Origin of the sequence: Mesorhizobium sp. M0152 (assembly GCF_040322415.1) — a bacterium.
GTDB lineage: Bacteria > Pseudomonadota > Alphaproteobacteria > Rhizobiales > Rhizobiaceae > Mesorhizobium.
The window spans coordinates 1-22387 of the sequence record NZ_JAMYTH010000026.1 but is presented as its reverse complement, the minus strand read 5'-3'; the positions used below and the strand labels follow the sequence as shown (position 1 = coordinate 22387).

26 protein-coding genes are annotated in these 22387 nt (G+C 63.9%); 19 read left to right on the top strand and 7 right to left on the bottom strand.

Annotation, left to right across the window (positions count from 1 at the left end):
• Positions 1 to 11 precede the first annotated feature (11 nt).
• The 5 genes from flaF to NKJ26_RS23160 all read left to right on the top strand — a co-directional run bounded on the left by flaF (position 12) and on the right by NKJ26_RS23160 (position 3406).
• On the top strand, positions 12 to 359 hold the full coding sequence (gene flaF / locus NKJ26_RS23180) for a flagellar biosynthesis regulator FlaF (protein ID WP_352603166.1): 348 nt from the start codon (positions 12 to 14) through the stop codon (positions 357 to 359).
• Positions 356 to 802: a flagellar biosynthesis repressor FlbT gene (flbT, locus tag NKJ26_RS23175; RefSeq protein WP_352603164.1), complete on the top strand. Its 447-nt coding sequence runs from the start codon at positions 356 to 358 to the stop codon at positions 800 to 802. Before flaF ends, flbT begins: the two co-directional genes overlap by 4 nt.
• On the top strand, positions 799 to 1206 hold the full coding sequence (gene flgD, locus NKJ26_RS23170) for a flagellar hook assembly protein FlgD (RefSeq protein ID WP_352603162.1): 408 nt from the start codon (positions 799 to 801) through the stop codon (positions 1204 to 1206). The genes flbT and flgD overlap by 4 nt, the downstream gene beginning before the upstream one ends.
• A gap of 22 nt (positions 1207 to 1228) precedes the next feature.
• Positions 1229 to 1495 carry a flagellar biosynthesis protein FliQ gene (gene fliQ, locus NKJ26_RS23165; RefSeq protein ID WP_027024211.1) on the top strand — a complete coding sequence of 89 codons (267 nt, stop codon included), beginning with the start codon at positions 1229 to 1231 and terminating at the stop codon, positions 1493 to 1495.
• Between the two features lie 267 nt (positions 1496 to 1762).
• A complete protein-coding gene (locus NKJ26_RS23160; RefSeq protein WP_352697360.1) occupies positions 1763 to 3406 on the top strand; it encodes an MFS transporter in 1644 nt (547 codons plus the stop codon).
• A gap of 43 nt (positions 3407 to 3449) precedes the next feature.
• Here the strand turns inward: NKJ26_RS23160 and NKJ26_RS23155 are convergent, their stop codons facing one another.
• A complete protein-coding gene (locus NKJ26_RS23155; protein ID WP_352697358.1) occupies positions 3450 to 4061 on the bottom strand; it encodes a TetR/AcrR family transcriptional regulator in 612 nt (203 codons plus the stop codon).
• Positions 4062 to 4136: 75 nt separating this feature from the next.
• Between NKJ26_RS23155 and NKJ26_RS23150 the strand changes: the two genes are divergently transcribed.
• Positions 4137 to 4865 carry a hypothetical protein gene (locus NKJ26_RS23150; protein ID WP_352697356.1) on the top strand — a complete coding sequence of 243 codons (729 nt, stop codon included), beginning with the start codon at positions 4137 to 4139 and terminating at the stop codon, positions 4863 to 4865.
• Here the strand turns inward: NKJ26_RS23150 and NKJ26_RS23145 are convergent.
• Both NKJ26_RS23145 and NKJ26_RS23140 read right to left on the bottom strand, forming a co-directional pair.
• The gene (locus NKJ26_RS23145; protein WP_352697440.1) at positions 4862 to 6643 is read right to left on the bottom strand and encodes a chloride channel protein; all 1782 of its coding nucleotides are present in this window, start codon (positions 6641 to 6643) and stop codon (positions 4862 to 4864) included. The two genes, NKJ26_RS23150 and NKJ26_RS23145, sit on opposite strands and share 4 nt — an antisense overlap.
• A gap of 155 nt (positions 6644 to 6798) precedes the next feature.
• Complete coding sequence (locus NKJ26_RS23140) at positions 6799 to 7098, bottom strand: putative quinol monooxygenase (protein WP_027024208.1); 300 nt, start codon at positions 7096 to 7098, stop codon at positions 6799 to 6801.
• A 116-nt stretch (positions 7099 to 7214) separates the two neighbouring features.
• Here NKJ26_RS23140 and flhA point away from each other — a divergent pair, with 116 nt between their 5' ends.
• Genes flhA through NKJ26_RS23125 form a run of 3 tightly spaced genes read left to right on the top strand, consistent with a single transcriptional unit; the run spans position 7215 to position 10436 of the window.
• Complete coding sequence (flhA, locus tag NKJ26_RS23135) at positions 7215 to 9302, top strand: flagellar biosynthesis protein FlhA (RefSeq protein WP_352697353.1); 2088 nt, start codon at positions 7215 to 7217, stop codon at positions 9300 to 9302.
• A complete protein-coding gene (fliR, locus tag NKJ26_RS23130) occupies positions 9299 to 10051 on the top strand; it encodes a flagellar biosynthetic protein FliR (RefSeq protein WP_352603154.1) in 753 nt (250 codons plus the stop codon). The genes flhA and fliR overlap by 4 nt, the downstream gene beginning before the upstream one ends.
• A 1-nt stretch (position 10052) precedes the next feature.
• Positions 10053 to 10436, top strand: coding sequence for a hypothetical protein (locus NKJ26_RS23125; RefSeq protein ID WP_352697351.1), 384 nt, complete (start codon positions 10053 to 10055; stop codon positions 10434 to 10436).
• Positions 10437 to 10482: 46 nt separating this feature from the next.
• Here the strand turns inward: NKJ26_RS23125 and NKJ26_RS23120 are convergent, their stop codons facing one another.
• Positions 10483 to 10941, bottom strand: a complete 459-nt coding sequence (locus NKJ26_RS23120; protein WP_352603150.1) for a nuclear transport factor 2 family protein — start codon at positions 10939 to 10941, stop codon at positions 10483 to 10485.
• Between the two features lie 235 nt (positions 10942 to 11176).
• On the opposite strand from NKJ26_RS23120, the gene NKJ26_RS23115 reads away from it, so the two are divergent.
• The 6 genes from NKJ26_RS23115 to NKJ26_RS23090 all read left to right on the top strand — a co-directional run bounded on the left by NKJ26_RS23115 (position 11177) and on the right by NKJ26_RS23090 (position 14922).
• Positions 11177 to 11755, top strand: a complete 579-nt coding sequence (locus NKJ26_RS23115) for a TetR/AcrR family transcriptional regulator (RefSeq protein WP_352603275.1) — start codon at positions 11177 to 11179, stop codon at positions 11753 to 11755.
• A gap of 217 nt (positions 11756 to 11972) precedes the next feature.
• Positions 11973 to 12788 (top strand): oxidoreductase, encoded by an 816-nt coding sequence (locus NKJ26_RS23110; RefSeq protein WP_352697349.1) that lies wholly within the window; start codon positions 11973 to 11975, stop codon positions 12786 to 12788.
• Positions 12789 to 12872: 84 nt separating this feature from the next.
• Positions 12873 to 13445 carry a rod-binding protein gene (locus tag NKJ26_RS23105; RefSeq protein WP_502899529.1) on the top strand — a complete coding sequence of 191 codons (573 nt, stop codon included), beginning with the start codon at positions 12873 to 12875 and terminating at the stop codon, positions 13443 to 13445.
• Between the two features lie 13 nt (positions 13446 to 13458).
• Entirely contained in the window at positions 13459 to 13884 is a 426-nt protein-coding gene (locus tag NKJ26_RS23100) for a hypothetical protein (protein WP_352603146.1), read from the top strand.
• Between the two features lie 29 nt (positions 13885 to 13913).
• Positions 13914 to 14429, top strand: a complete 516-nt coding sequence (locus tag NKJ26_RS23095; protein WP_352697347.1) for a hypothetical protein — start codon at positions 13914 to 13916, stop codon at positions 14427 to 14429.
• A 208-nt stretch (positions 14430 to 14637) separates the two neighbouring features.
• On the top strand, positions 14638 to 14922 hold the full coding sequence (locus NKJ26_RS23090) for an SCP2 sterol-binding domain-containing protein (protein ID WP_352603142.1): 285 nt from the start codon (positions 14638 to 14640) through the stop codon (positions 14920 to 14922).
• A 97-nt stretch (positions 14923 to 15019) separates the two neighbouring features.
• Here the strand turns inward: NKJ26_RS23090 and NKJ26_RS23085 are convergent, their stop codons facing one another.
• Both NKJ26_RS23085 and odc2 read right to left on the bottom strand, forming a co-directional pair.
• Positions 15020 to 15601 (bottom strand): GNAT family N-acetyltransferase, encoded by a 582-nt coding sequence (locus tag NKJ26_RS23085; RefSeq protein WP_352697345.1) that lies wholly within the window; start codon positions 15599 to 15601, stop codon positions 15020 to 15022.
• A 157-nt stretch (positions 15602 to 15758) separates the two neighbouring features.
• The gene (gene odc2, locus NKJ26_RS23080) at positions 15759 to 16892 is read right to left on the bottom strand and encodes an ornithine/lysine decarboxylase (RefSeq protein WP_352603138.1); all 1134 of its coding nucleotides are present in this window, start codon (positions 16890 to 16892) and stop codon (positions 15759 to 15761) included.
• Between the two features lie 542 nt (positions 16893 to 17434).
• Here odc2 and NKJ26_RS23075 point away from each other — a divergent pair.
• Positions 17435 to 18631: an amidase gene (locus NKJ26_RS23075; protein WP_352697343.1), complete on the top strand. Its 1197-nt coding sequence runs from the start codon at positions 17435 to 17437 to the stop codon at positions 18629 to 18631.
• A 3-nt stretch (positions 18632 to 18634) separates the two neighbouring features.
• Positions 18635 to 19534, top strand: a complete 900-nt coding sequence (locus NKJ26_RS23070; RefSeq protein ID WP_352603134.1) for a LysR family transcriptional regulator — start codon at positions 18635 to 18637, stop codon at positions 19532 to 19534.
• Positions 19535 to 19599: 65 nt separating this feature from the next.
• On the opposite strand, the gene NKJ26_RS23065 is transcribed toward NKJ26_RS23070, so the two are convergent.
• Complete coding sequence (locus NKJ26_RS23065) at positions 19600 to 20070, bottom strand: nucleoside deaminase (RefSeq protein WP_352697342.1); 471 nt, start codon at positions 20068 to 20070, stop codon at positions 19600 to 19602.
• Between the two features lie 310 nt (positions 20071 to 20380).
• On the opposite strand from NKJ26_RS23065, the gene NKJ26_RS23060 reads away from it, so the two are divergent.
• Positions 20381 to 21049: a DUF1007 family protein gene (locus NKJ26_RS23060; RefSeq protein WP_352697340.1), complete on the top strand. Its 669-nt coding sequence runs from the start codon at positions 20381 to 20383 to the stop codon at positions 21047 to 21049.
• Between the two features lie 58 nt (positions 21050 to 21107).
• Positions 21108 to 22247, top strand: a complete 1140-nt coding sequence (locus tag NKJ26_RS23055; RefSeq protein ID WP_352697439.1) for a nickel/cobalt transporter — start codon at positions 21108 to 21110, stop codon at positions 22245 to 22247.
• The last annotated feature ends 140 nt before the right edge of the window (positions 22248 to 22387 follow it).

Here is a 22387-nt window from a genome sequence, read left to right as displayed (position 1 = left end):
TAGAGCCAACGATGTACCAATTCTCCTACGCCGACATCCAGAGCACGTCCGTCTCGGATGCGAAGGATCGCGAACGGCAGCTCCTGACCCGCTCGATCGACATGCTGGCGGCGGCGGCCGCGATCGGCCGCGATTCGATGGAGGCGGTGGAGGCGCTGCATTTCACCAATCGCGTCTGGACCATCTTCGTCGAGGATCTCGGCTCGAGCGACAACGCGTTGCCGAAGGAACTGCGCGCCAACCTGATCTCTATCGGCCTGTGGCTGCTGCGCGAGGCGGAGGACATCCGCCAGGGCCGCACCAACAATTTCGAAGGGCTGATCGAAGTGTCCCAGATCATCCGGGACGGCATTCAATGAGCAACACGCTGAAGATATCGCTGAAGCCCAACGAAAAGATCTACATCAACGGCGCGGTCATCCGCGTCGACCGAAAGGTCACCGTCGAATTGATGAACGACGTGCAGTTCCTGCTCGAAAGCCATGTGATCCAGGCCGACGACGCCTCGACGCCGCTCAGGCAGCTCTATTTCATCCTGCAGGTCATGCTGGTGAACCCGACCGGGGCCGGCGAGGCACGCGAGATGTTCCGACGCTCGCTGCCGCTGCTCCTGGCAAGTTTCGAGGACGCCGAGATCGGCAGCGCGCTGAAACAGATCGACCGCATGGTCGGCGAGGACCATATCTATGAGGCATTGAAGGCGATCCGTTCGCTTTATCCTCTCGAACGCCGCGCGCTTGGCGGCAATGACGATGTTGTGGGCGCACCGCGTCCGCTGGCAGTGGGAGCACGCTACCGATGACCGTGGACATGACGACGACGTTGCCGGTTGGCGCCAACCAGGCCACCCAGCAGACCTCGAAGACCGCTGTCGACTACCAGTCTTTCCTGAAGCTTCTGATCGCCGAGATGAAGAACCAGGATCCGACCAAGCCGATGGATTCGACGCAATATGTCGCCCAGCTCGCCACCTTCTCCCAGGTCGAGCAATCGGTGCAGACCAACACCAAGCTCGGCCAGATCATGCAGTCCTCGGCGCTGTCGCAGGCCGATGCGCTGATCGGGCGCTCGATCACCTCGGCCGATGGCAACACGACGGGCACCGTCGCTTCCGTGCGCCTTGCCAGCACCGGCCTCATCGCCGTGCTGCAGAACGGCACGGAAATCGCGGTCGGCCCGGGCGTTTCGGTCAAGGCGGCGAGCTGACGAGGCCGGCAGAGCCGATCCGATGAACGAGGCCGACGCTCTCGATATCGTCCAGTACGCGGTGTGGACGGTGCTGACCGCGTCCGCCCCCGTGGTGCTGGTCGCCATGGCTGTCGGCATCGGCATCGCCCTGATCCAGGCGCTGACGCAGGTCCAGGAGATCACCCTGACCTTCGTGCCCAAGATCGTCGCCATCATGCTGGTAGTGGCGCTGACCGGACCTTTCATCGGCAGCCAGATATCGGCCTTCACCAACGTCATCTTCGAGCGCATCGAAAACGGATTCTGAGCCCGCCGGGGAAAGTTGCGCCCGCGCGCCGGCGGCCAGACCAGCAACCGGCTCGCCGAAGCGCTACGGGGCCATCGTGAGCGACGCGCACCGGTCCATTCGTATCCAGTCTGACGCGGGATGGAGGGCTTGGACCGCCTCTATCTCATTGTTGGACCATGGTCTTTTTCGAAAGACATTCGCCCTTTGCGACGCCATGCCCTAGTTTCGGCAATGATCTGGGCGAACCGATCATCCGACGAATCAGCACGACATGGCAGGGACCCGATGATTGACGAAAAGCCGGAAAGCGAGGGCGTCTCGGCGCTGGCGCCCTTCCGGCACGGCATTTTCCGCGCGGTGTGGGCGGCAAGTCTCGCTTCCAATTTCGGCGGCCTGATCCAGGGCGTCGGCGCGGCCTGGATGATGACCACGATCGCCACCTCCTCCTATCAGGTCGCGCTGGTCCAGGCCTCGACCACCTTGCCGATCATGCTGTTTGCGCTCGTCGCCGGCGCCATCGCCGACAGCTTCGACCGGCGCAAGGTGATGCTGGTCGCCCAGATCTTCATGCTGGTTGTTTCCGTGCTTTTGACCGTGTTCACCTATTTCGGCCTGATCACGCCCTGGACGCTGCTCGCCTTTACCTTCCTGATCGACAGCGGCACGGCGCTGAACAGCCCCTCATGGCAGGCTTCGGTCGGCGACATCGTCCCCCGCAACAAGGTGCCCGCCGCCGTCGCGCTGAACTCCATGGGCTTCAACCTGACGCGCAGCGTTGGCCCGGCGATCGGCGGCATCATCGTCGCCGCGGCCGGCGCGGCGGCGGCCTTCGCGGCGAACGCGGTAAGCTATATCGGCCTCATCGTCGTGCTGGCGCGCTGGAAACCGGACCTGCCGGCATCGACCTTGCCGCGCGAAGCGCTGGGGGCGGCCATGGGCGCCGGCCTGCGTTACGTCGCCATGTCGCCCAACATCGGCAAGGTGCTGGTCAGGGGCTCGGCCTTCGGCTTCAGCGCCGGCGCGGTGCTGGCATTGCTGCCCCTGGTCGCACGCGACGTCGTCAAGGGCGATGCCTTGACCTACGGCATCATGCTTGGCGCCTTCGGCATCGGCGCCGTCGGCGGCGCATTGATCAGCGTGCGGCTGCGGCAGCTTCTGTCCAGCGAGACGATGGTGCGCTGTGCCTTCGCCGGCTTCGCGCTTTGCGCCTTCAATGCCGCCGTCAGCCAGCATGCCTGGCAGACGTCGCTCGGCCTGCTGGTCGGCGGTGCCTGCTGGGTGATCGCGCTGTCGCATTTCAACGTCACCGTGCAGATGGCGACGCCGCGCTGGGTGGTCGGCCGGGTGCTGTCGGTCTATCAGACCGCCACCTTCGGCGGCATCGCGCTCGGCAGCTGGATCTGGGGCGTCGTCGCCGACGCGCATGGCGCCGAATCCGCGCTGATCGCAGCCGGCATCGCCATGCTGGCCGGCGGCGCCATCGGCCTGCTTCTGCCGCTGCCGCAACAACAGGTGCTCAACCTCGACCCGCTCAATCGCTTCAAGGAACCGCATCTGGGCCTCGACCTGAAGCCGCGCAGCGGGCCCATCGCCATCATGATCGAATACATCGTCCGCGACGAGGACGTGCCGGAATTCCTCGCCACCATGGCCGAGCGCGGCCGCATCCGCCGCCGCGACGGCGCCCGCAACTGGACGCTGGCGCGCGACCTCGAAAATCCGGCGATCTGGATCGAGCACTATCACACGCCGACCTGGCTCGAATATGTGCGCCACAACCGGCGCGCCACCCATGCCGACGCCGTCATCGGCGAACGCGTGCGCGCCCTGCACAGCGGCGACGAGCCGCCGCGCGTGCGCCGCATGATCGAGCGCCCGACGACCGCCGGCACGGCCCTCGTGCCGATCAAGGGACCGATCGAGCACTGATGAATGCCGCCAGAACTGCGTTTCGGGTCGGGTAAAAGCGCGCTTAATCTGAACGCGCGGCGGAAATCTCGCTGTCTTGTTTCGCGAGCAGGGCGAGAAAACCATCGAGGCTCTGCTTCATCAGCAATTCAGCCTTTTCGGCGCCGCCCCATTGCGCGAACTGGCCGTCAATCCACATGCGGGCGAGTCCATAGACCAGTGCGCGCGCCTGCAAGGGAACACCTTCCACATCCATTGTCCGCAGTTGGCCGGCGGCGCGTGCGTCGTCCAGTATCCTCACCATCAGATCGCGGATCTCCTCGTTGAGCTGAACAAGCGTCTCGGAGGCATCGAAGTCGATCGCCCGCCGCATTGAAATGACCTCGAAATGCGTCGGGTTATCGATGACCCAGCGCAAATAGGCGGAACCTAGGGCCCGAAAACGCGACAGCGGATCAAGGTGTTCCGCTTTGTCCAGTTCGACGGAAATCTGGGCGCGAAACCGGCGCATCGCCTCCTCGGCCACGGCGGTCATCAGCGCGGTCTTGGTCGGAAAATGCCGGAACGGCGCTCCGGACGACACTCCGGCTCGTTTTCCGGCCTCACGCACCGTCACCTGGTCGACGCCATCCTCCTTGGCGATAGAAAGGGCCGCGTCGATCAGCGCCTGCCGCAAACTGCCATGGTGGTATGTCTTGCGTTGTGTCCGCATGCCGCTGTCCGAACGTGCTTCGATTTTTAGGCTGATATCGTGGCAGCCACCACAATTCCCGAATCGATGCAAGCACGACTTACTTCTGTGTTGCAATGGCCGCCGATTAATGTAAGTGATGATTACATTTATCGCTCCGGAGGCACCATGAACGTCATCGCACCATCCCTGACAGCAAGCACAACGAGCCGCTGGTGGCTTTTCTGGCTTCTAGCGGCGATCATCCTTGCGCTATCCGGGCTAGTCGCATTTGGCGGCGACTTTTCGGTCGAGGCCGTCCGTCGGGTCATCCGGCTCACCGCACAGATGTCGCTCGTCCTGTTCTGCACCGCTTTTTCGGCAGCGGCACTCGCACGCCACTTGCCGAGTCGATCGACGCTGTTCCTGCGCCGCCATCGGCGTCAGATCGGACTGGCCTTCGCCTTCTCTCACGGCGTCCATGCGATCGCTCTTGCCGTGTTCTCCCGGATGGATCCGGCGCAGTTCGACGACGCCACGGATCCGGCGATGTTCATATTCGGCGGCCTTGCCTATCTGTTCATCGTTGCCATGGCCGCGACCTCCTTCGATCGCACAGCCGCGTGGCTCGGGTCACGCGCATGGCGCCTCCTTCATACCGTGGGCGGCTACGACATATGGCTGACCTTCATGATCGCCGAGGGCAAGCGCGCGGTTCATGACGCCTACTATTGGCCGTATGTAGTTCTCCTTGTCGCTGCCCTGGCCATGCGGTGGCTGCGCGGAAACAGCGGCCAGGCTGCCCGCTAACCCTCGCCAGACAGGTCCCGGCGTGCCTTTTCGAGTTCTTCGGCGTAGCGCCGCATCAAATGGCCCTCGGTCAGAAGTCCGAGCACGATGTGGTCGGTGAAATCCTCGACGACGGCCAGTTCCTCGGCGCCGGCGCGCTGGAACGTCTCGGCGGCGGACTGCACGTTCATGCTGGGCACCAGGACGGCATCCTTGTATTTGGCAAGGTCGCGCACAGCGATCTCTCCGTCGGAGAGATCGCTGTGCAGCTCGGCCACGATCAGCACGCCGACATAATGATCCTGCGCCTCGACGGCGATGACGCGCTGGGCGGATCCCAGCGGCACCTGCTTGCGGAAGGCGGCAAGCGTCGTCGAGGCATCGATGGTCTTGATGTCCTTGCGCATCATCGAGCCGACGGTGAGACTGCGCATCCAGCCGACATCGTGGGCGCTGCGGATGGTTTCGCCGCGCAAATGGAAGCGCCATGTCGAGAACGAATAGCCGAAGGTCTCGCGCACCAGGATCGCCGCCATGATCGAGGCGGCCAGGACCACGCCGGTAAGCGTCAGGTCGCCGGTCGATTCCAGCGCCAGGAACGTCATCGTCAGCGGACCGCCGACGACGCCGACGGCCAGCGAGGTCATGCCGACGACGGCGGCGACGGCGGGGTCGATGCCGGTCGCCGGCGAGACGAGGGCCATCACGCCCGCGAACGCCTTGCCGAGCAGCGCGCCGAGAAACAACGAGGCGAAGAACAGACCGCCGCGAAAGCCCGACCCCAGCGAAACCGCCGACGCGGCCAGTTTCAGCACGAAGACGCTGGCCACCACGGTCAGCCCATAGTTCATGGCGAATTCGCGATGCAGCGCGCCATGGCCGCTGGACAGGACCTGCGGCGTGATCAATCCCAGCAGACCGACGATGATGCCGCCGATGACGGGACGCAGCGAGGCATCGACCGACAGCCTGGCAAAACCGCGTTCGATCAGCGTCACCAGTTGCATGATGGCGACCGAGGCAGCGCCGCCGAGCAGGCCAAGCAGCAGGAACGGCAGGTATTGGCCGGCGGTGAGCGCCGGCAGGCCTGAAAGCTCCAGCGGAAACGGCACTCCGCCAAACACCTCCGCGGTCAGCGAGGCCGAGACCGCCGCCGCCATCACCGGCGCCACATTGGCGACCGAATAGATGCCGATAACCAGCTCGAAGCCGTAGAAGGCGCCGGTCAACGGCGCGTCGAAGGCGGCGGCAATGGCGCCGGCGGCACCGCAGCCGACCAGGACCCGGACATCGTTGCGGCGCAGCCTGAACATGCGCGCCAGCCTCGACGCCAGGCCGGACCCGACCTGCGTATAGCCGGCCTCCAGCCCGACCGAAGCGCCGAAGCCGCTGGAGATCATCGTCTGGCCGGCGATGATGAAGGTATCGGTCAGCGACATGCGCCCGCCATAGAGCGCGTTGGCCTCGATCGGATCGACCGGCGTGCGGAACTTCCGGATTCTCAGCCAGATCACCGTCAGCCCGAGCAGGATGCCGCCGATCGCCGGGACCAGCGCCTGCATCGGACTGGCGAGCGAGAACATGCCCGAAAGCCTGCCGCCGGGCTGCACGCCGAACAGCAGCCAGTGCAGGTCCTGCACGATCTGGCTCATCGCGGTGACCAGTATGCCCGCCATGCCCCCGACGACGCCGGCCAGGATGACCACCGCGATGCCGCGTGCCTCGAGCAGCGGCAGCGATCTGATCAGCACCGCGCGCAGCCGGCGGGCATAGACTTGCGGGTGGTTTCTGGAAAGCACCAAGGCGGCTCGCCGATATCGGAAAAGACAGGGAAGGCTCGCCTGATACGCCCGGCGGCATGGCATGGCAACCATATTGGCGATACCTTGCCACCAGCCGGCACGGATCCTGAAGTATTCGACGGCGGCTGAGCGGCATCCGGCCGGCGCGTCGCTCAGGTCGGCTTGGGATCGCCGGCTTCATAAAGCACGAGGTTGCGCTCGCCGATGCCGAGCGCCGGCCAGCTCGCACGCCAGTCCGCAATGTGCGGCGTGCGGAAATGCGCGTCGAGCGCTGCCCGGTCGCTCCAGACTTCCGTGACACGGATGAGCCCGGCGTCGAGGACATCCTGAGCATAGGAATATTCGAGGCAGCCGGGCTCGGCGCGGCTGGTCGAAACCATGCGTTCCATTGCGGGCTTTGCCTGCTCAAGCTTTTCCGGCGGCAAGCGAACGGTGCCGATGATCAGGAGCATGGTCTTTCCTTCTTTTGAGACGGTCGAACCAGCCAGTCTCCCACCCTCGCGCAAGCTTGGCCAGCTACCCTCGCCGGGCTGTCGCATGCTCGGCAGTCTATGGTTCGAGGACTTGAATGGCGATCAGCGAAAGCATCCAGCCCGGCGCGGTGGCCAAGAACGGCCGCGACATCTTTTTCGCGCTCGGCATCGTCATTATCCTGGCCGTGCTGTTCCTGCCGATCCCGGCCTTTCTCATCGACATCGGCCTTGCCTTCTCGATCGCGCTGTCGGTGCTGATCCTGATGGTGGCGCTGTGGATCCAGCGGCCGCTCGATTTCTCCTCGTTCCCGACGGTACTTCTCATCGCCACCATGCTGCGGCTGTCGCTCAACATCGCCACCACGCGCATGATCCTGTCGCACGGCAACGAAGGCACGCACGCCGCCGGCTATGTCATCGCCGGCTTCTCCAAACTGGTCATGGCCAGCGATTTCGTCATCGGCCTCATCGTCTTCATGATCCTGATCGTGGTGAACTTCATCGTCATCACCAAGGGCGCAACGCGTATCGCCGAGGTCGGCGCCCGCTTCACGCTCGACGCCATCCCCGGCAAGCAGATGTCGATCGACGCCGACCTTTCCGCCGGCATGATCGACGACAAGACCGCGCAGTTGCGCCGCCGCGAACTGGAGGAAGAATCCTCTTTCTTCGGCTCGATGGACGGTGCTTCGAAGTTCGTCCGCGGCGACGCCATCGCCGGCCTCATCATCACTGCCATCAACATCGTCGGCGGCATCGCCATCGGCTATATCAGGCACGGCATGGGCATGGGCGAGGCGGCCGACGTCTTCATCAAGCTGTCGGTCGGCGACGGTCTCGTCACCCAGATCCCGGCGCTCATCGTTTCGCTCGCCGCCGGCCTGCTGGTTTCCAAGGGCGGCACCCGCGGCTCGACCAACCAGGCCGTGTTCGGCCAGCTCGGCGCCCATCCGCGTGCCCTCTACGTGGCGGCGGCGCTGCTGGTGCTGCTCGGGCTGATGCCCGGCCTGCCGTTCTTCCCCTTCTTCGCGCTCGCCGGCGGCATGGCTGGCCTCGGCTATGTCATTCCGATGCGCCACAACCGCGCCATCGCCGAAGCCGAAGCGCTGAAGAACCAGGAGAAGGCGACCAAGGCCGAGGAAGAGAAGAACTCGGTCAAGGCCTCGCTCGCCACCGCCGAGATCGAGCTCTTGATCGGCAAGCAGCTTTCGACCCGGCTGCTGACGTCGCATCAGGAACTGGTCTTCCGCATGGGCAAGATGCGCAAGAAATTCGCCCAGCAATACGGCTTCGTCGTGCCGGAGGTGCGCGTCGCCGACGATTACGCCATCCCGCCGAAGAGCTACCAGATCAAGGTGCACGGCACCGTGGTCGCCGAGTACCAGATGCGTGTCGGCGAGATCATGGTGCTGCTCGGCAACCGCGACGTGCCTGAAATACCCGGCGAGGAGATCCGCGAGCCGGCCTTCGGCATGCGCGCCTATTCGGTGATGGAGACCTTCGCCGAGGATTTGAAGCGCGAGAACTACACCTTCGCCGACAATTTGTCCGTGCTGCTCACCCATCTCTCCGAGGTCATCCGCAACAACCTGCCGCAGCTTCTGTCCTACAAGGACATGAAGGCGCTGCTCGAACGCCAGGACCAGGAATACCGCAAGCTCGCCGACGAGATCTGCACCACGCACATCTCCTATCCCGGCCTGCAGGCGGTGCTGAAGCTCCTGCTGGCCGAGCGCGTCTCGATCCGCAACCTGCATCTGATCATCGAGGCGATCGCCGAGATCGCGCCGCATGTGCGCCGCACCGAGCAGATCGTCGAGCATGTCCGCATCCGCATGGCCCAGCAGATCTGCGGCGACCTCTCCGAAGGCGGCGTGCTCAAGGTGCTGCGCCTCGGCAACCGCTGGGATCTCGCCTTCCACCAGAGCCTCAAGCGCGACGCCAAGGGCGAGGTGCGCGAGTTCGACATCGATCCGCGCCAACTGGAAGAATTCGGCCAGGACGCCACCAAGGCGATCAAGAAATTCCTCGAGGCCGGCGAGCGCTTCGTCCTCGTCACCGCGCCCGACGCCCGCCCCTATGTGCGCATGATCATCGAGCGCCTGTTCACCACGCTGCCGGTGCTGAGCCATGTCGAAATCGCCAAGGGCGTCGAGATCAGGGTGCTCGGGACCATATCGTGAGCGTTCTCTCGCAAGGCGTCGTCATCGCGGCGTTCCTCGCCTTCTGCCGGATCGGTGCCTGCTTCATGCTGATGCCGGGCCTGTCCAGCGCCCGCGTGCCGGTGCAGGTCAGGCTGTTCGTGGCGGTTGCCGCCACCGGCGGCCTGCTCGCCTTCCTGTGGGACAAGATCTTCCCCTTCGTCGATCCGCGCCCTCAGGTGCTGGTGCCTATGATCATCTCGGAACTCCTGGTCGGCGGGCTGATAGGTGCCATGACCAGGCTCTACATGGAAGCCTTGCGCTTCATGGGCTCGGCCATCGCCATGCTGATCGGCTATGGCGGCTCGGGCGGGCCGGCGATCGAGGAGCCGGAACCGCAGGCGGCCCTTGCCGCCATCATCTCGTTCTCGGCGCTGCTGATGCTCTTCGTCTTCGATTTCGACCATGAGATCGTGCGCGCGCTGGTCACCTCCTACACGGTCGCGCCGGTCAACGTCTTCTTCAACCCGCAGGCGGCACTCGTCGATGTCGCCGACACCGTGTCGGACTCCTTCTTCCTGGTCATCCGTTTGGGCAGCCCGTTCGTCGCCTATGCCCTTCTCGTCAACCTGACGATCGGCTTCGTCAACAAGCTGACGCCGCAGATCCCGATCTATTTCATCTCGCAGCCCTTCGTCATCGCCGGCGGCATGATCATCTTCTATTTCGCCGTCGGCACCATGCTGTCGCTGTTCGTCGACGGCTTTGTCGACCTGACGCTGGCGAGGTGACATGAGTACGCGCAAGGACCGCCTGAAGAAGCTGGTCAAGGTGCAGGAACAGTTGAAGGCGCTGCACGAAACCCGTCACGCCACCTTCCTGGCCGCCGCAAACGCCGCCGAGGCCGAAGCCAGGGATTTGGTCGGGCATTTCGACCAGGACAATTCCCTCTCCGGCCTGTTCCCCGACCTCTACCACCGCCGCATCGCCCAGGCCGTCGTCCGCCAGGAGGCGAGCCTCGAAAGCGCCAAGCAGGAGGCCAGCCTGATCGCCGCGGCAAGCGCGCGCACCAACATGGTCGAGCGCGCCTACAAGACCGTACGCAACCGCGACGAGCGCGAGCGTTCGGACCGCGAACGGCTGGACCTGATCGCGCAGAAGCGGGGGCAGGAGTAGAGGAGGAGGTCTGCTATTGGACCGAAGCGAACCTTCGCAGGCAACGCTAGCTTATTATCTGTTCGGCGACAGCTTCTTCGAGACCAGCTGCCGCCTGGGCAGCAAGACCGCGAGCCGCTGCCTGTGAATCGTAAAATTCCTCAAGCGCGTGGACTTTGCCCCACCGCAGGGTGAACACATGGAGACCGCGGTTAGCGTACGAGGTGTCGCCGTTGAGCAGGGTTGCGGTGCCATCCCACTGGGCAAACACAGTGGTATGCCACGGCCAGCCCTTCACCCAGATGTGGTTGACCGTGAGATGGAGAGTGGGCAGAACACGGCCGAGGCGCTCAAACCAGCGGCGCAGGGCTTCCTTGTCGTGACGCTCTCCACCGAGCGCGTGGGCGCCGCCAACCCGGTGATGGACATGCGGCGCGAGCGCTTTCACCGCCGCATCCCAGCGATGATTGTTGACGTCATCGAAGCTCCGTCGGATCGATTTCTCGACAAAATAACTGTATAGCATATCATCTCTCCTCCAACTCATTCGGTAGCGTGATCGAAGGCACCCTGTGGCGAGCCGTTCGGACGCGAGAGCTCCCGGCCAGCACCATGCTGGGTCTTCGCGTCAGGTCAGCGCATGGTCGCGTCGGCTCGCAGGTATGGTTTTGCGGATCATCTCATATCCCCTTTTTTTGGATTGCGTTCGACTTCTATATCGTTTATAGATTACGGATGCAATCTAAAAGAGGGAAATGGCGATGCGCGTAACTCGCACTCAGGCTGCGGAAAACCGTGAAACCGTGATCAATGTGGCAAGCCGCCTTTTTCGGGAGCGAGGCTTTGACGGCATCGGCCTTAAGGATCTGATGAAGGGTGCCGGGCTGACCCAAGGTGCTTTTTACAAGCAGTTCGAGTCAAAGGACGACCTGGCGGCGCAGGCATCCAGGCGCGCGATGGAAAGCGCCACCCACAGGTGGTCGGCCGCGACTGCGGCGGATCCTGGGAAACCGCTCGACGCGGTGATCTCATTCTACCTCAGTATGGACCATCGCGAAGAAAAGATGGACGGCTGCCCGGTCGTTGCGCTCGGCTCGGATGCGGCCAGGCAAGGCGCCGAGGTAAAGGCGTCGTTCGAGGCTGGGATCAAGGAGTACCTTGAGATGCTCGGTGGTTGGGTTGGCGAGGCCGACGGCGAGAAGGCCGGCGACAAGGCCATGGCCGTTCTCTCGACAATGGTCGGCGCGGTACTGCTCTCAAGGGTCGTCAACGACCCCGAGCTCGCGCAGGCATTTCTGCATGCGGCGGCCGATCAGGTTCGCGAAGCAGTCGCCGCCTGAGTGGTGCGGGGCAGCGCCGCCGGCGCACCAAAATGACAGGAGAATAGATGCGACGAATAATCGTCACAGGCACGGGAGCGGTCACGCCGCCTTGTTCGGGCGCTGGACTGTTCCGCAGGACGACGCGAACGCCCCGAGGTGCTGATCATGACATCCTTCGCTCCAAGCTTTCGTGCCTCTCCTATTCCGATCCAACACAAAGAAGGAGATGACGTCCATGAACAAGACCAATCTAGGCGTTGCCCTGGTGACGGGGGCATCCACCGGCATCGGGCATGCAACGGCCAAGGCCCTGCAGAACGCGGGCTTTCGTGTGTTCGGAACCAGCCGCCGCACGAACCCCAAGCCGTCCGACGGAGTTACCATGCTGACCTGCGACGTCACCGATGACGCGTCCGTTGCAAAGCTGGTCGATGATGTGTTGGCCGAAGCCGGACGCATCGACCTGCTTGTCAACAACGCCGGCATGGGACTGTTTGGCGGCGCGGAGGAGTCCTCGACCGCCCAGGCCCGGGCACTGTTCGACGTGAACGTCTTCGGCGTGTTCCGCGTGACCAACGCGGTATTGCCGGCAATGCGACGCCAAGGGAAGGGCAGAATCGTTAATCTAAGTTCGGTGCAGGGGTTCATCCCCGCCCCTTATTTCGCGCTCTACTCGTCGACCAAACATGCCATCGAGGGTTATTCCGAATCGCTCGATCACGAATTGCGCACGTTCGGCATACGCGTTTCGCTGGTGGAGCCCGCCTACACCCGTACGTCATTCGAGGACAATCTCGCCGCCCCCGATCAGTTGCTTGATATCTATGACTCCGCGCGCGCCGGCATGACTATGGCCGTGCGGAAATCGATGGAAAAAGGCGATGCGCCCGAAGTGGTCGCCGAGACCGTTTTGGCCGCCGCGATCGATCCCGCTCCGAAGAAACGTTATGCGGCGGGAAAAATAGCACGCCAGGTCAGTTTCCTGCGCCGTTTCGTGCCCGCGTCCGCCTTCGACAAAAGCCTGCGAAAGCAGCTCGGGCTGCCGGTCTGACGTTGCCCCCTTGCCCCCCGCAAGCCTGCCACAAGCTTGTTGCGGCATGGTCTGGCCAAGGGAACCGGCAAAAGGCGGACTTTCTTGGCGATCTCTCCACCCAGCGACATCGTGATGGATGTCGCCCGAGCAGTCGATCCGACGGATATCGAGGCCGCACGCGCCGCGCTGGCCAGGCGCGCGGGTGGTGCTGCCGCTCCGTTTTCGGTCGATACCGCGGCTTCCGTCGATGCCGGCTCGATCCTGTCGCGCGCCACCGCCGACAAGGCCGCGGCGACGGCCGATCCCGCCAGGAAATTCAAGAAGTTCGAGGCTATGGTCCTGCAGACCTTCATCCAGAACATGCTGCCCAAGGACACCGAGGGCGTCTATGGCACGGGTCTGGCCGGCGACATGTGGAAATCGCAGCTCGCCGAGCACGTCGCCGATGTCATGGCCGAGCGCGGCGGCATCGGCATCGCCAAGTCGCTGGTGGCCGACCACTATCTCGAGGGCAAGCGCAAGGTGCCGATCGGGCCGGTCTCGGGCGGACCGGAAAAGACCGAGATCGACCGGCAAACCCGTTTGTCCACCTCGCTCGTCCAGGAATTGCAGCGCAAGGCCGCCAGGTCGATGACCGGCGACGAGACAACCATAAAAACAGACATCAAGATCTAGACTGGGAAACACCATGGCTGACTCTTCGGAATTCACCGCCAACCTGCCAGCGCGCACGACCGCGCCGGAAGCACCGACCCCTTTCGCGCGGCCTGGAAACCTTGCCGCCATCATCGGCCGCATCGAGGAGGTGGTCGAGCAGGAGACCGCCGGCATCCGCACCGACACCGGCTACGACCTCAAGTCGTCGAACGCCCGCAAGAGCCGCTATCTCTACGAACTGACCCGCGCCATGAAGGGCGGCAGCGAAGCCGAGTTCCTCGAACAGCACCGCGAGGGCCTGATCCGGCTGCGCCAGAAGCTGGCGAAGAACGAGGCTGCGATCCTGGCGCATCTGAGCGCCGTCAACGAGGTCGCCAGCCTGCTGCGCAGCGCCATCCAGCGCGCCGAAACCGACGGCACCTACTCCGCCGGCGAGTTCGGTAGGATGAAAGGGTAAAGCGCGGTCATGCCACGCTTGGGGTCCGAATGATCAAGGTTATCGCCATCGCCGTCTGGATCTGCGCCGCCACGCTCGGCGCGGTGTTCTATTCGTTCCAGGCAGCGGGCAAAAATGGCGTCGGCGAGACCCCGAAGCCGATGCTGGGCGGGCTGGACTACGTCAAGACCGAGGTCATCTCGGTGCCATTAATCCGCGACGCCAGGATCGACGGCTATTTCCTGACCAAGCTGGTCTACACGGTCGAGCCCGAGCAGATAAAGAAGCTGTCCATCCCGGCCGAGGCGCTCATCACCGACCAGGTCTACTCCTACCTCTATTCCAATCCCCAGATCGACTTCACCAAGAAGGAGACGATCGACCTCGACGCCTTCCGCGCCGCGATCCGCGACACCGTCAACACCCGTGTCGGCGCGACGCTGGTGCATGAGGTTCTGGTCGACCAGGTCAATTTCCTGTCCAAGGACGAGATCCGCGACAACTGGCTGCGCCGCAGGAAAAGCGACACGGCGTCGGAAATGACCAAGGCCGTCAAGGCGCATTGAGCAATTCTGTGCGCCAGGCATCGGCGGTCTCGGCAAACCGCCCGGTGCGGCGATAGGAACCAATCCCGGGGACCGGAACCCGTTGACGTAAACGTCAACGCGAAGCTATATGCGACGGCGATCATGGTCGCGGGACCATGCGGGCAGCACGCTTCGGCCGGACTGACGTGCCGTAGCGCGACGGATTCAACCAGACAAGGAGAACAGCGTGAGCGTTCAGGAGATTGCCGACAAGATCAGGTCGCGCGTGGCAAGCAGCGGGTTCGATCGTTCCGTGAAGTTCGACACCGGCGGCGACGGCGTCATCGTCATCGACGGTGCCGACGTCTCGACCGCCGACGCGCCCGCCGACTGCACCATCAAGCTCTCGCTCGACGATCTCGACTCCCTGATCGCTGGCGACCTGAACCCGACCATGGCGTTCATGACCGGCAAGATCAAGGTCGAAGGCGATATGTCGGTCGCCATGGCGCTAAGCCAGTTGATCGGCTGACCACGCCCAAAGCGCCCAGACGACAGCGCCTCCAAGGCACAAGAAACGCCGCCTTTCGGGCGGCGTTTCCATTTGAGCGGCAATTGGCGTTCAACCTTCAGGCAGCCAGCGTCGGCGCCTGTGCCTTCAGCTTGCGCCCCGCTGCCTTCAGCGTGCCCCCGGCGCCGGCAAGCGCGCCGCCCACCAGTTCCAGCGCCAGCAGGCGGTGCCGCTCATAGGGGCCCGGCATGGCAAGCGAACCGGTCTTTGCAGCCGAGAAGCCGAAGCGCCCATAATAAGGCGCGTCGCCGACCAGCAGGATCGCCGCGTGGCCGAGACGCGCGGCTTCGGCGACCGCATGGCGCATCAGCGCCGAGCCGATGCCTGCACTCTTGAGCGATGGGTCGACCGCCAGGGGGCCAAGCAGCAGCGCTGCCGGGCCGCCCTCGCCCAGCGTGACGTCCCAGAGCCGCACCGTGCCCATGACTGCACCCGAGGCGTCGCGCGCGACGAAAGCCAGGCCTTCCGAGGGCCGCCGGCCGCGCCGCAGCTTCTCGGACGACTTCGTCTTGCGCTTCGGCCCCATGGCATGGTCGAGCAGCGCTTCGCGCGCCACGATGTCGTCCGGCGTTTCGGCAACGACGAAAGACGGCGTCGGCGATTTACGTGAGGCGACCCCCTCTGGCCACTTCGTGGCCATCTCCCCCTCGAGGGGGGAGATTCCGCGCGCAGCGCCTTCAACGAAATTTGCAATGTCCATTTCCGCGATCCCTAGCGAGCGGATATCTGTTCCACAGGCGAGCCCGGGCGGGCGACAAACGCCCACCGGGATGATCTGAGCAGCTCTTGCGAGTTCCTCAGATCACGTAGGATCGGAGAGGCTCGAAGCCGTTGAAGGCGACCGCCGAATAGGTGGTCGTGTAGGCGCCGGTGCCTTCGATCAGCACCTCGTCGCCGATGGTCAGCGACAGAGGCAGCGGATAGGGCGTCTTCTCGTACATCACGTCGGCCGAATCGCAGGTCGGTCCAGCGAGCACGCAAGGCGCGGTCTCGGTGCCGTCATGCGCGGTCACGATCGGGTAGCGGATCGCCTCGTCCATCGTCTCGGCCAGGCCACCGAACTTGCCGATGTCGAGGAACACCCAGCGCACATTGTCATTGTCGGCCTTCTTCGAGATCAGCACGACTTCCGACTTGATGACGCCGGCATTGCCGACCATGCCGCGGCCCGGCTCGATGATCGTTTCCGGGATAGCGTTGCCGAAATGCTTGCGCAGCGCCGAGAAGATCGCCTGGCCATAGGCCTGGGCCGCCGGCACGTCGCGCAGATAGCGCGTCGGAAAGCCGCCGCCCATATTGACCATCTTCAAGACGATGCCCTCCTCGGCGAGCGTCGCGAACACCGTCTTGGCGTCGGTCAGCGCACGGTCCCAGGCCGTCAGGTCGGTCTGCTGCGAGCCGACATGGAACGATACGCCATAAGCATCGAGGCCAAGTCCCTTGGCATGGCGCAGCACGTCCACGGCCATATCAGGCACGCAGCCGAATTTGCGCGACAGCGGCCATTCGGCGCCCTCGCCGTCGGTCAACACGCGGCAGAACACGCGCGCGCCGGGAGCGGCGCGGGCGATCTTCTCGACTTCCTCGACGCAGTCGACCGCGAACAGGCGGATGCCGAGCTGGTAGGCGCGTGCGATGTCACGCTCCTTCTTGATGGTGTTGCCGAAGGAGATGCGGTCCGCCGGCGCACCAGCGTCCATCGCCATCTCGACTTCGGCAACCGAAGCGGTGTCGAAGGACGAGCCCATCGCGGCAAGCAGGCGCAGGATTTCCGGCGCCGGATTTGCCTTCACCGCATAGTAGATCCTGGAATCGGGAAGCGCCTTCTCGAAGGCGCGGAAATTGTCGCGCACGACATCGAGGTCGACGACGAGGCAAGGGCCGGTCGGACGTCGGGTAGCAAGGAAGTCAAGGACGCGCTGTGTAGCCATCGGGTTTCTCCATCACGCCTTCCGGCGTGCAATAAGGCTGCGGAACGCGGGCTGTCGGCCTCGCGAACACGCGGTGGACAAAGGCGGGACGGAAATCCATGGAACCAGCCGGTGGAGACCCCGGAACCATGAAACGCCGTCTCGCGGCGATGAACCTTGGCCTTGCCCGGCTTCGGTTCGCTTTGTCTGCCTTGGCTTGGACTGGGAGAACCCCGTTCCGCACTGCCGGCAATGAAGGTGTGCCTCTTCAGTAACCCCGGTCTTTGGACAACCGGCAGAGAACCAGAAAGGCCCGCACCGTCGTTGCTTCAAGGTGTCCTCGGTCTGGCGGTTGGCCGCTAAACCGACTGGAGGGGTTGGCTCCAGTTACCTTACCGATTTCCCTCACCATTCGAGGATCGGCGGACACCCACAGGCACGTGCGACTTTGGGCAAGCGCGATATAGGGGCGAAGGCTTTCACAATCAATAAAAATCGTGTCCAAGGTTGTAAAATTTGCTGCATCGAACAATGCTGGCGCAATCGTATCCGGATATCGAACGATGACAGGCACGCACGGCCCTCTCAACGCCTTTCTCGATCTCCCCCAGGTGCCGGTGGCGCATGCCGAATTCGGCCCGCTGGCCGGCCTGCGGCTGGCGGTCAAGGACATCTACGACGTCGCCGGTTACCGCACCGGCTGCGGCAATCCCGGGAAATTCGCTGAAAGCCCTGCCGCCTCGCGCACAGCGCCGGCCGTACAGATGATTCTCGATGCAGGGGCACGCTTCGTCGGCAAGACCCAGACCGACGAGTTTGCCTTCGCGCTGTTCGGTCAAAATTCACATTTTTCGTTTCCAGTGAACCCGGCAGCGCCCGACCGCGTCACCGGCGGCTCGTCATCGGGCTCGGCGGCGGCGGTGGCGGGCAGGCTGGCTGACATCGCGACAGGCTCCGACACTGGCGGCTCGATCCGCGCGCCGGCGAGTTTTTGCGGATTGATCGGCCTGCGCACCACGCATGGCCGCATTCCGCTCGATGGCACCATGCCGCTGGCGCCGAGCTTGGACACATTCGGCTGGTTCGCCGACGACATCGAGACCTATGAGACCGTCGGCAAGCTGCTGCTTGGCCGCGACCCGCACCAGCACCCATTGAACCGCCCGCTGGTGCTGACCTGGCTGGACGAGATGGTCGCCCGCCCGGCGCTTGCCGAATATGCCGAGATGAGGGCGCTGGCGGGCGCGGTCTTCGGCGCGCCGGAGGCGCCGGCAGCCAACTTCACCTCGTCTCCGGATGAACTCTACTGGTGCTTTCGCCGGCTGCAGGCCAAGGAAGCCTGGGCGGTGCATGGCGAATGGATCACCAGCGGCGAGCGGCACCTTGGCCCCGGGCTCGAGGAGCGGTTCGGCTTTGGCCGTGCCGTCGACGACCGGATGGCACACGCCGAGGAGGTGCGCCGGCTGACCTTTCGCGGCGAACTCAGCGCCCTGCTAGGCAAGGACGGTTTCCTCGTCCTGCCGACGGTTCCCGGCCCGGCGCCCTATGTGGACAGCACGCCGGAGCAGTTCCAGGCCTATCGCGAGCGGGCCTTGCATCTTTTGTGCCTTGCCGGCCTTTCAGGTTTTCCGCAAATCACCTTGCCCATCGGCTCGGTCGCCGGTGCCCCGTTTGGCCTGTCGCTGCTTGGCCCTTCCGGCAGCGACATTGCCCTGATACGGCTCGGCCGGAAACTTCTCGATGCGGCACGAAAGGCCTGACCAATGGACACACTGACCCGCATGCGTGCCTTCATCGACGTGGTCGAGGCCGAGGGCTTTTCGGCGGCGGCGCGCAAGATCGGCCGCTCAAAGGCATTGCTGTCCAAATATGTGCGCGAGCTCGAGGACGAGCTCGGTGCGCTGCTGCTCAACCGCACCACCCGCCAGTTCTCGATGACCGAGGCCGGCCACACCTATTACCGGCGCGCCTCGGAGATCGTGCGCGAGGTCGACAGCCTGGCCGACGCCGTGAGGGAATCGTCCGGCGACGTGCGCGGCAGGATCAAGCTGTCGGCGCCGCGTACCTTCGCCGACGCGCCGGTCGGACAGTCGCTGATCGACTTCGCCAAACAGCACCCCGACATCGTGCTCGACATCCAGCTCGACGACCGCTTCGTCGATCTGGTCGAGGAGGGTTTCGACCTCGCGGTGCGCATCTCGCGGCTGGAGAACTCGTCGCTGATCGCCAGGCGCCTGGCGCCGTTTTCCACCAATCTCTGCGCTTCTCCCGAACTGATCGCCAAGCATGGCATGCCGACACGGCCGCAGGATCTCGGCCGCATGCCGTGCATCGTCGACACCAATGGCCGTGGACTGAACAACTGGCCGTTCAAGGGCGACAATGGCGATCCGGTGAGCGTCGCGGTGTCGGGTCCGATCGAGGTCAACAGCCCGATGACAGCGAGAGCCGCCGCGGTGGCCGGGCTCGGATTTTGCGTCCTGCCGGATTTCATCGCCGCGCCCGACATCGAGAGCGGGCGGCTGGTGAAGGTCATGGATGACCGCATCCTGTCCGGCGGCGGCATTTTTGCCGTCTACCCGCACCGCCGCTATCTGCCGGCCAAAGTCCGCGTCTTCGTCGACTTCCTGGTTCAGTGGTTCAGGACGCGCGACGCTGCCTGATCGGCCAGGCTCCAGGGCAATTCCAGGAAAAATGTGAAACGGTTTCCCCGGAAAAGCGCTTAGCTCTAAGCCTTGCCCAGATGTTTCGGCCAGAATTCCTGATGGACTTCGGCGGCTTCGTCTTCCAGGTTCGGGCCAACCACGGTGACGATGCGCGCGCCGGTTTGCAACACCGCCCGGCTCGGCACGTTCAACCCGATCCCGGCGATCTCGCCAAGCCGCGCTTCGGAGCACGCAAACACCATGCGCCCGATGCCTGACCAGTAGATCGCCCCGGCGCACATCGCGCACGGCTCCGTGCTGGTGTAGAGCGTGCAGTCGGCGAGAAAAGCAGTGTCGTAATGCTGCGCCGCCAGTTTAACGAGGTTCATCTCGGCATGGTTCGTCATATCGTGGCCGGTGAAGACGCTGTTTTCGGCGCTCAGGATTATTTCGCCGTCCTTCACCAGCACCGAGCCAAACGGTTCGTCGCCGCGTTGCATCGCGGATTTCGAGAGCGCGATCGCCTCGCGTAAAAACGGCTCGTGGTTTTCCATCAGAGTCTTTCCCATAAAGCTAGAGTGGGACTTTGTCTTGAATCGGAGGGATTTCCAAGCGGCTGCAAATCAGATGCAAGTCGGCGATCTGCATCGCCGCAACCGTCATCTTCTGGCTCCAGTGAGCCCAGGCATGATCCCGAAAGGAGTATCCGATTTTCGCTGGAGATCCCGCTCTATCGTCGAATCAGAACCTCATTCGGGTTCCATCGGGATGAAACAGGCTCCCTGCCGTCTCGCGGTCCCATTTTCGCCCCCTTTCTGGTAACTCTCGACATCCTCTCCGAAACCAAGGGAATCGCGACCGCGAATGCATCTGAAACGGCACGCAATCATGCTGGCTTCGGCCCTGACGGTAAATTTTGCCGCCGTCGTACCGGCGCAGGTGCATCCGCACGTCTTCGCCGAGGCTCGCCTCGACGTGATCCTCTCTCCGGATCATCAAAGCGTGAAAGCGCTGCGCCATCTCTGGCGCTTCGACGATCTGTTTTCCAGCACGGTGATGATGGAGTTCGACAAGAACTCCGACCTGAAGCTCGATGACAAGGAACTGAAGGAGGTCGCCGACACCGTGCACGCCTCGCTGGCCGAGTTCAACTATTTCCAACTCGTCACGCAGGGCGGCAAGGACGTGGCGATGACGCCGCCGCCGCATCTTATGGCCAATTTCGACAACGACCAGTTGATCATTCTGTTCGAATCCGAACCGAAGGTGCCGATCAAGCTGACCGGCACGATCGATATCGGCGTCTACGATCCGACTTTCTACACGGCGATCGACTTTACCGAGGATTCCAACATCACGGTTCAAGACCTGCCGTCGAACTGCACCAGCAAGGTGGTCCGTCCGGATCCGGATGAAGCGATCAAAGAAAACCAGAAGACCCTGACGGAGGCCTTCTTCAACGATCCGACAGGAACCGACATGAGCAAGATCTTCGCCACCAAGCTTGAACTGACCTGTCAGCCGGAAGGATGAAGCCGTGACGAAACCGTCCCTGCGTTTGGCATTCGGCCTGTTGGCCATCACCTTCGTGATGATGCATTTCGCCAACACCGCCCATGCCCAGAGTTCGCTCGGCATCGGCGTCAATGACGGCATGGCGCCCACCACCGGCCCGTTCGCCCATATGCTGATGTGGATCAATCTCAGGCAGCAGGAATTCTATCGCGCGCTGGCCACGGCTATGAAGGCGATGCGCCAGGACGGCAGCAAGCTCTGGGTGCTCATCGGCCTGTCCTTCGCCTACGGCATCTTCCACGCCGCCGGTCCCGGCCACGGCAAGGCGGTGATCTCGTCCTACATGGTGGCCAACGAAGTGGCGCTGCGGCGCGGCATCCTTTTGTCCTTCGTCTCGGCCCTGCTGCAGGGCCTGACCGCGGTCGCGGTGATGGCCGTCGCCTATTTCGTCCTGCGCGGCACCGCCGTCTCGATGACCGACGCGGCCTGGTTCATGGAAATCATGAGCTTCGTCTTCGTCACCCTGTTCGGTGCCTGGCTGTTGTGGCGCAAGCTCGGCCCCTCCGTCCTGCGCCTGTTCGGCAGAGGACCCGCCTACAGCCTGTCGGCGGCTCACGCCGGCCATCCTCATGGCGGTCATTCCCATGCAAGCCACTCGCCCGCAGGACATTCTCACGCCGGCCATTCGCACGCTGCTCACAGCCAATCGGCGCATGCCCATTCGCACGCGCTGCACGTGCATGACGATCACGACCACGCGCATGATCATTCGCACGATCATCACGATCACGGCGCGCAAGATCACGCCCGCCACGATCACGCGGCGGGCGAGGTCTGCGAGACCTGCGGCCATTCGCATGCTCCAGATCCGGCGCTGCTGTCGGGCGACCGTTTCGACTGGCGCACCGCCTGGACGGCGGTGGCGGCGGTCGGCATCCGCCCCTGCTCCGGCGCGCTGATCGTGCTCAGCTTCGCGCTTCTCAACGGGCTCTGGCTCGGCGGCCTGCTGTCGGTGCTGGCGATGTCGATCGGCACCGCCATCACCGTCTCCGCGCTGGCCACGATCGCGGTGACCGCCAAGAACTGGGCGGTGTATTTCGCCGGCGACGGCCGCATGGGCAACCGCATCCACTCGATCGTCGAGATCGGCGGCGCCGCCTTCGTCTTCCTGTTTGGATTGCTGCTGCTGTCGGCGAGCCTGGCGACGGGCGGGTGACTTTTTCGCGCCATCGCCAATTGCCGATTTCAGCGCCGCCCCTCATCTGCCTGCCGGCATCTTCTCCCCGTGAAGGACGGGGAGAAGGGGCTGGCCGCAACGTTGGCGGTCCCCCTCTCCCCGTCCTTCACGGGGAGAGG

What these genes read in the sequence shown, in the direction of transcription:
- flaF (WP_352603166.1), top strand. Translation starts at nt 12, where the DNA reads ATGTACCAATTCTCCTACGCCGACATCCAGAGCACGTCCGTCTCGGAT.
- flbT (WP_352603164.1), top strand. Translation starts at nt 356, where the DNA reads ATGAGCAACACGCTGAAGATATCGCTGAAGCCCAACGAAAAGATCTAC.
- flgD (WP_352603162.1), top strand. Translation starts at nt 799, where the DNA reads ATGACCGTGGACATGACGACGACGTTGCCGGTTGGCGCCAACCAGGCC.
- fliQ (WP_027024211.1), top strand. Translation starts at nt 1,229, where the DNA reads ATGAACGAGGCCGACGCTCTCGATATCGTCCAGTACGCGGTGTGGACG.
- NKJ26_RS23160 (WP_352697360.1), top strand. Translation starts at nt 1,763, where the DNA reads ATGATTGACGAAAAGCCGGAAAGCGAGGGCGTCTCGGCGCTGGCGCCC.
- NKJ26_RS23140 (WP_027024208.1), bottom strand. Translation starts at nt 7,098, where the DNA reads ATGCTCCTGATCATCGGCACCGTTCGCTTGCCGCCGGAAAAGCTTGAG.
- flhA (WP_352697353.1), top strand. Translation starts at nt 7,215, where the DNA reads ATGGCGATCAGCGAAAGCATCCAGCCCGGCGCGGTGGCCAAGAACGGC.
- NKJ26_RS23125 (WP_352697351.1), top strand. Translation starts at nt 10,053, where the DNA reads ATGAGTACGCGCAAGGACCGCCTGAAGAAGCTGGTCAAGGTGCAGGAA.
- NKJ26_RS23120 (WP_352603150.1), bottom strand. Translation starts at nt 10,941, where the DNA reads ATGCTATACAGTTATTTTGTCGAGAAATCGATCCGACGGAGCTTCGAT.
- NKJ26_RS23115 (WP_352603275.1), top strand. Translation starts at nt 11,177, where the DNA reads ATGCGCGTAACTCGCACTCAGGCTGCGGAAAACCGTGAAACCGTGATC.
- NKJ26_RS23110 (WP_352697349.1), top strand. Translation starts at nt 11,973, where the DNA reads ATGAACAAGACCAATCTAGGCGTTGCCCTGGTGACGGGGGCATCCACC.
- NKJ26_RS23100 (WP_352603146.1), top strand. Translation starts at nt 13,459, where the DNA reads ATGGCTGACTCTTCGGAATTCACCGCCAACCTGCCAGCGCGCACGACC.
- NKJ26_RS23095 (WP_352697347.1), top strand. Translation starts at nt 13,914, where the DNA reads ATGATCAAGGTTATCGCCATCGCCGTCTGGATCTGCGCCGCCACGCTC.
- NKJ26_RS23085 (WP_352697345.1), bottom strand. Translation starts at nt 15,601, where the DNA reads ATGGCCACGAAGTGGCCAGAGGGGGTCGCCTCACGTAAATCGCCGACG.
- odc2 (WP_352603138.1), bottom strand. Translation starts at nt 16,892, where the DNA reads ATGGCTACACAGCGCGTCCTTGACTTCCTTGCTACCCGACGTCCGACC.
- NKJ26_RS23075 (WP_352697343.1), top strand. Translation starts at nt 17,435, where the DNA reads ATGACAGGCACGCACGGCCCTCTCAACGCCTTTCTCGATCTCCCCCAG.
- NKJ26_RS23070 (WP_352603134.1), top strand. Translation starts at nt 18,635, where the DNA reads ATGGACACACTGACCCGCATGCGTGCCTTCATCGACGTGGTCGAGGCC.
- NKJ26_RS23065 (WP_352697342.1), bottom strand. Translation starts at nt 20,070, where the DNA reads ATGGAAAACCACGAGCCGTTTTTACGCGAGGCGATCGCGCTCTCGAAA.
- NKJ26_RS23060 (WP_352697340.1), top strand. Translation starts at nt 20,381, where the DNA reads ATGCATCTGAAACGGCACGCAATCATGCTGGCTTCGGCCCTGACGGTA.
- NKJ26_RS23055 (WP_352697439.1), top strand. Translation starts at nt 21,108, where the DNA reads ATGATGCATTTCGCCAACACCGCCCATGCCCAGAGTTCGCTCGGCATC.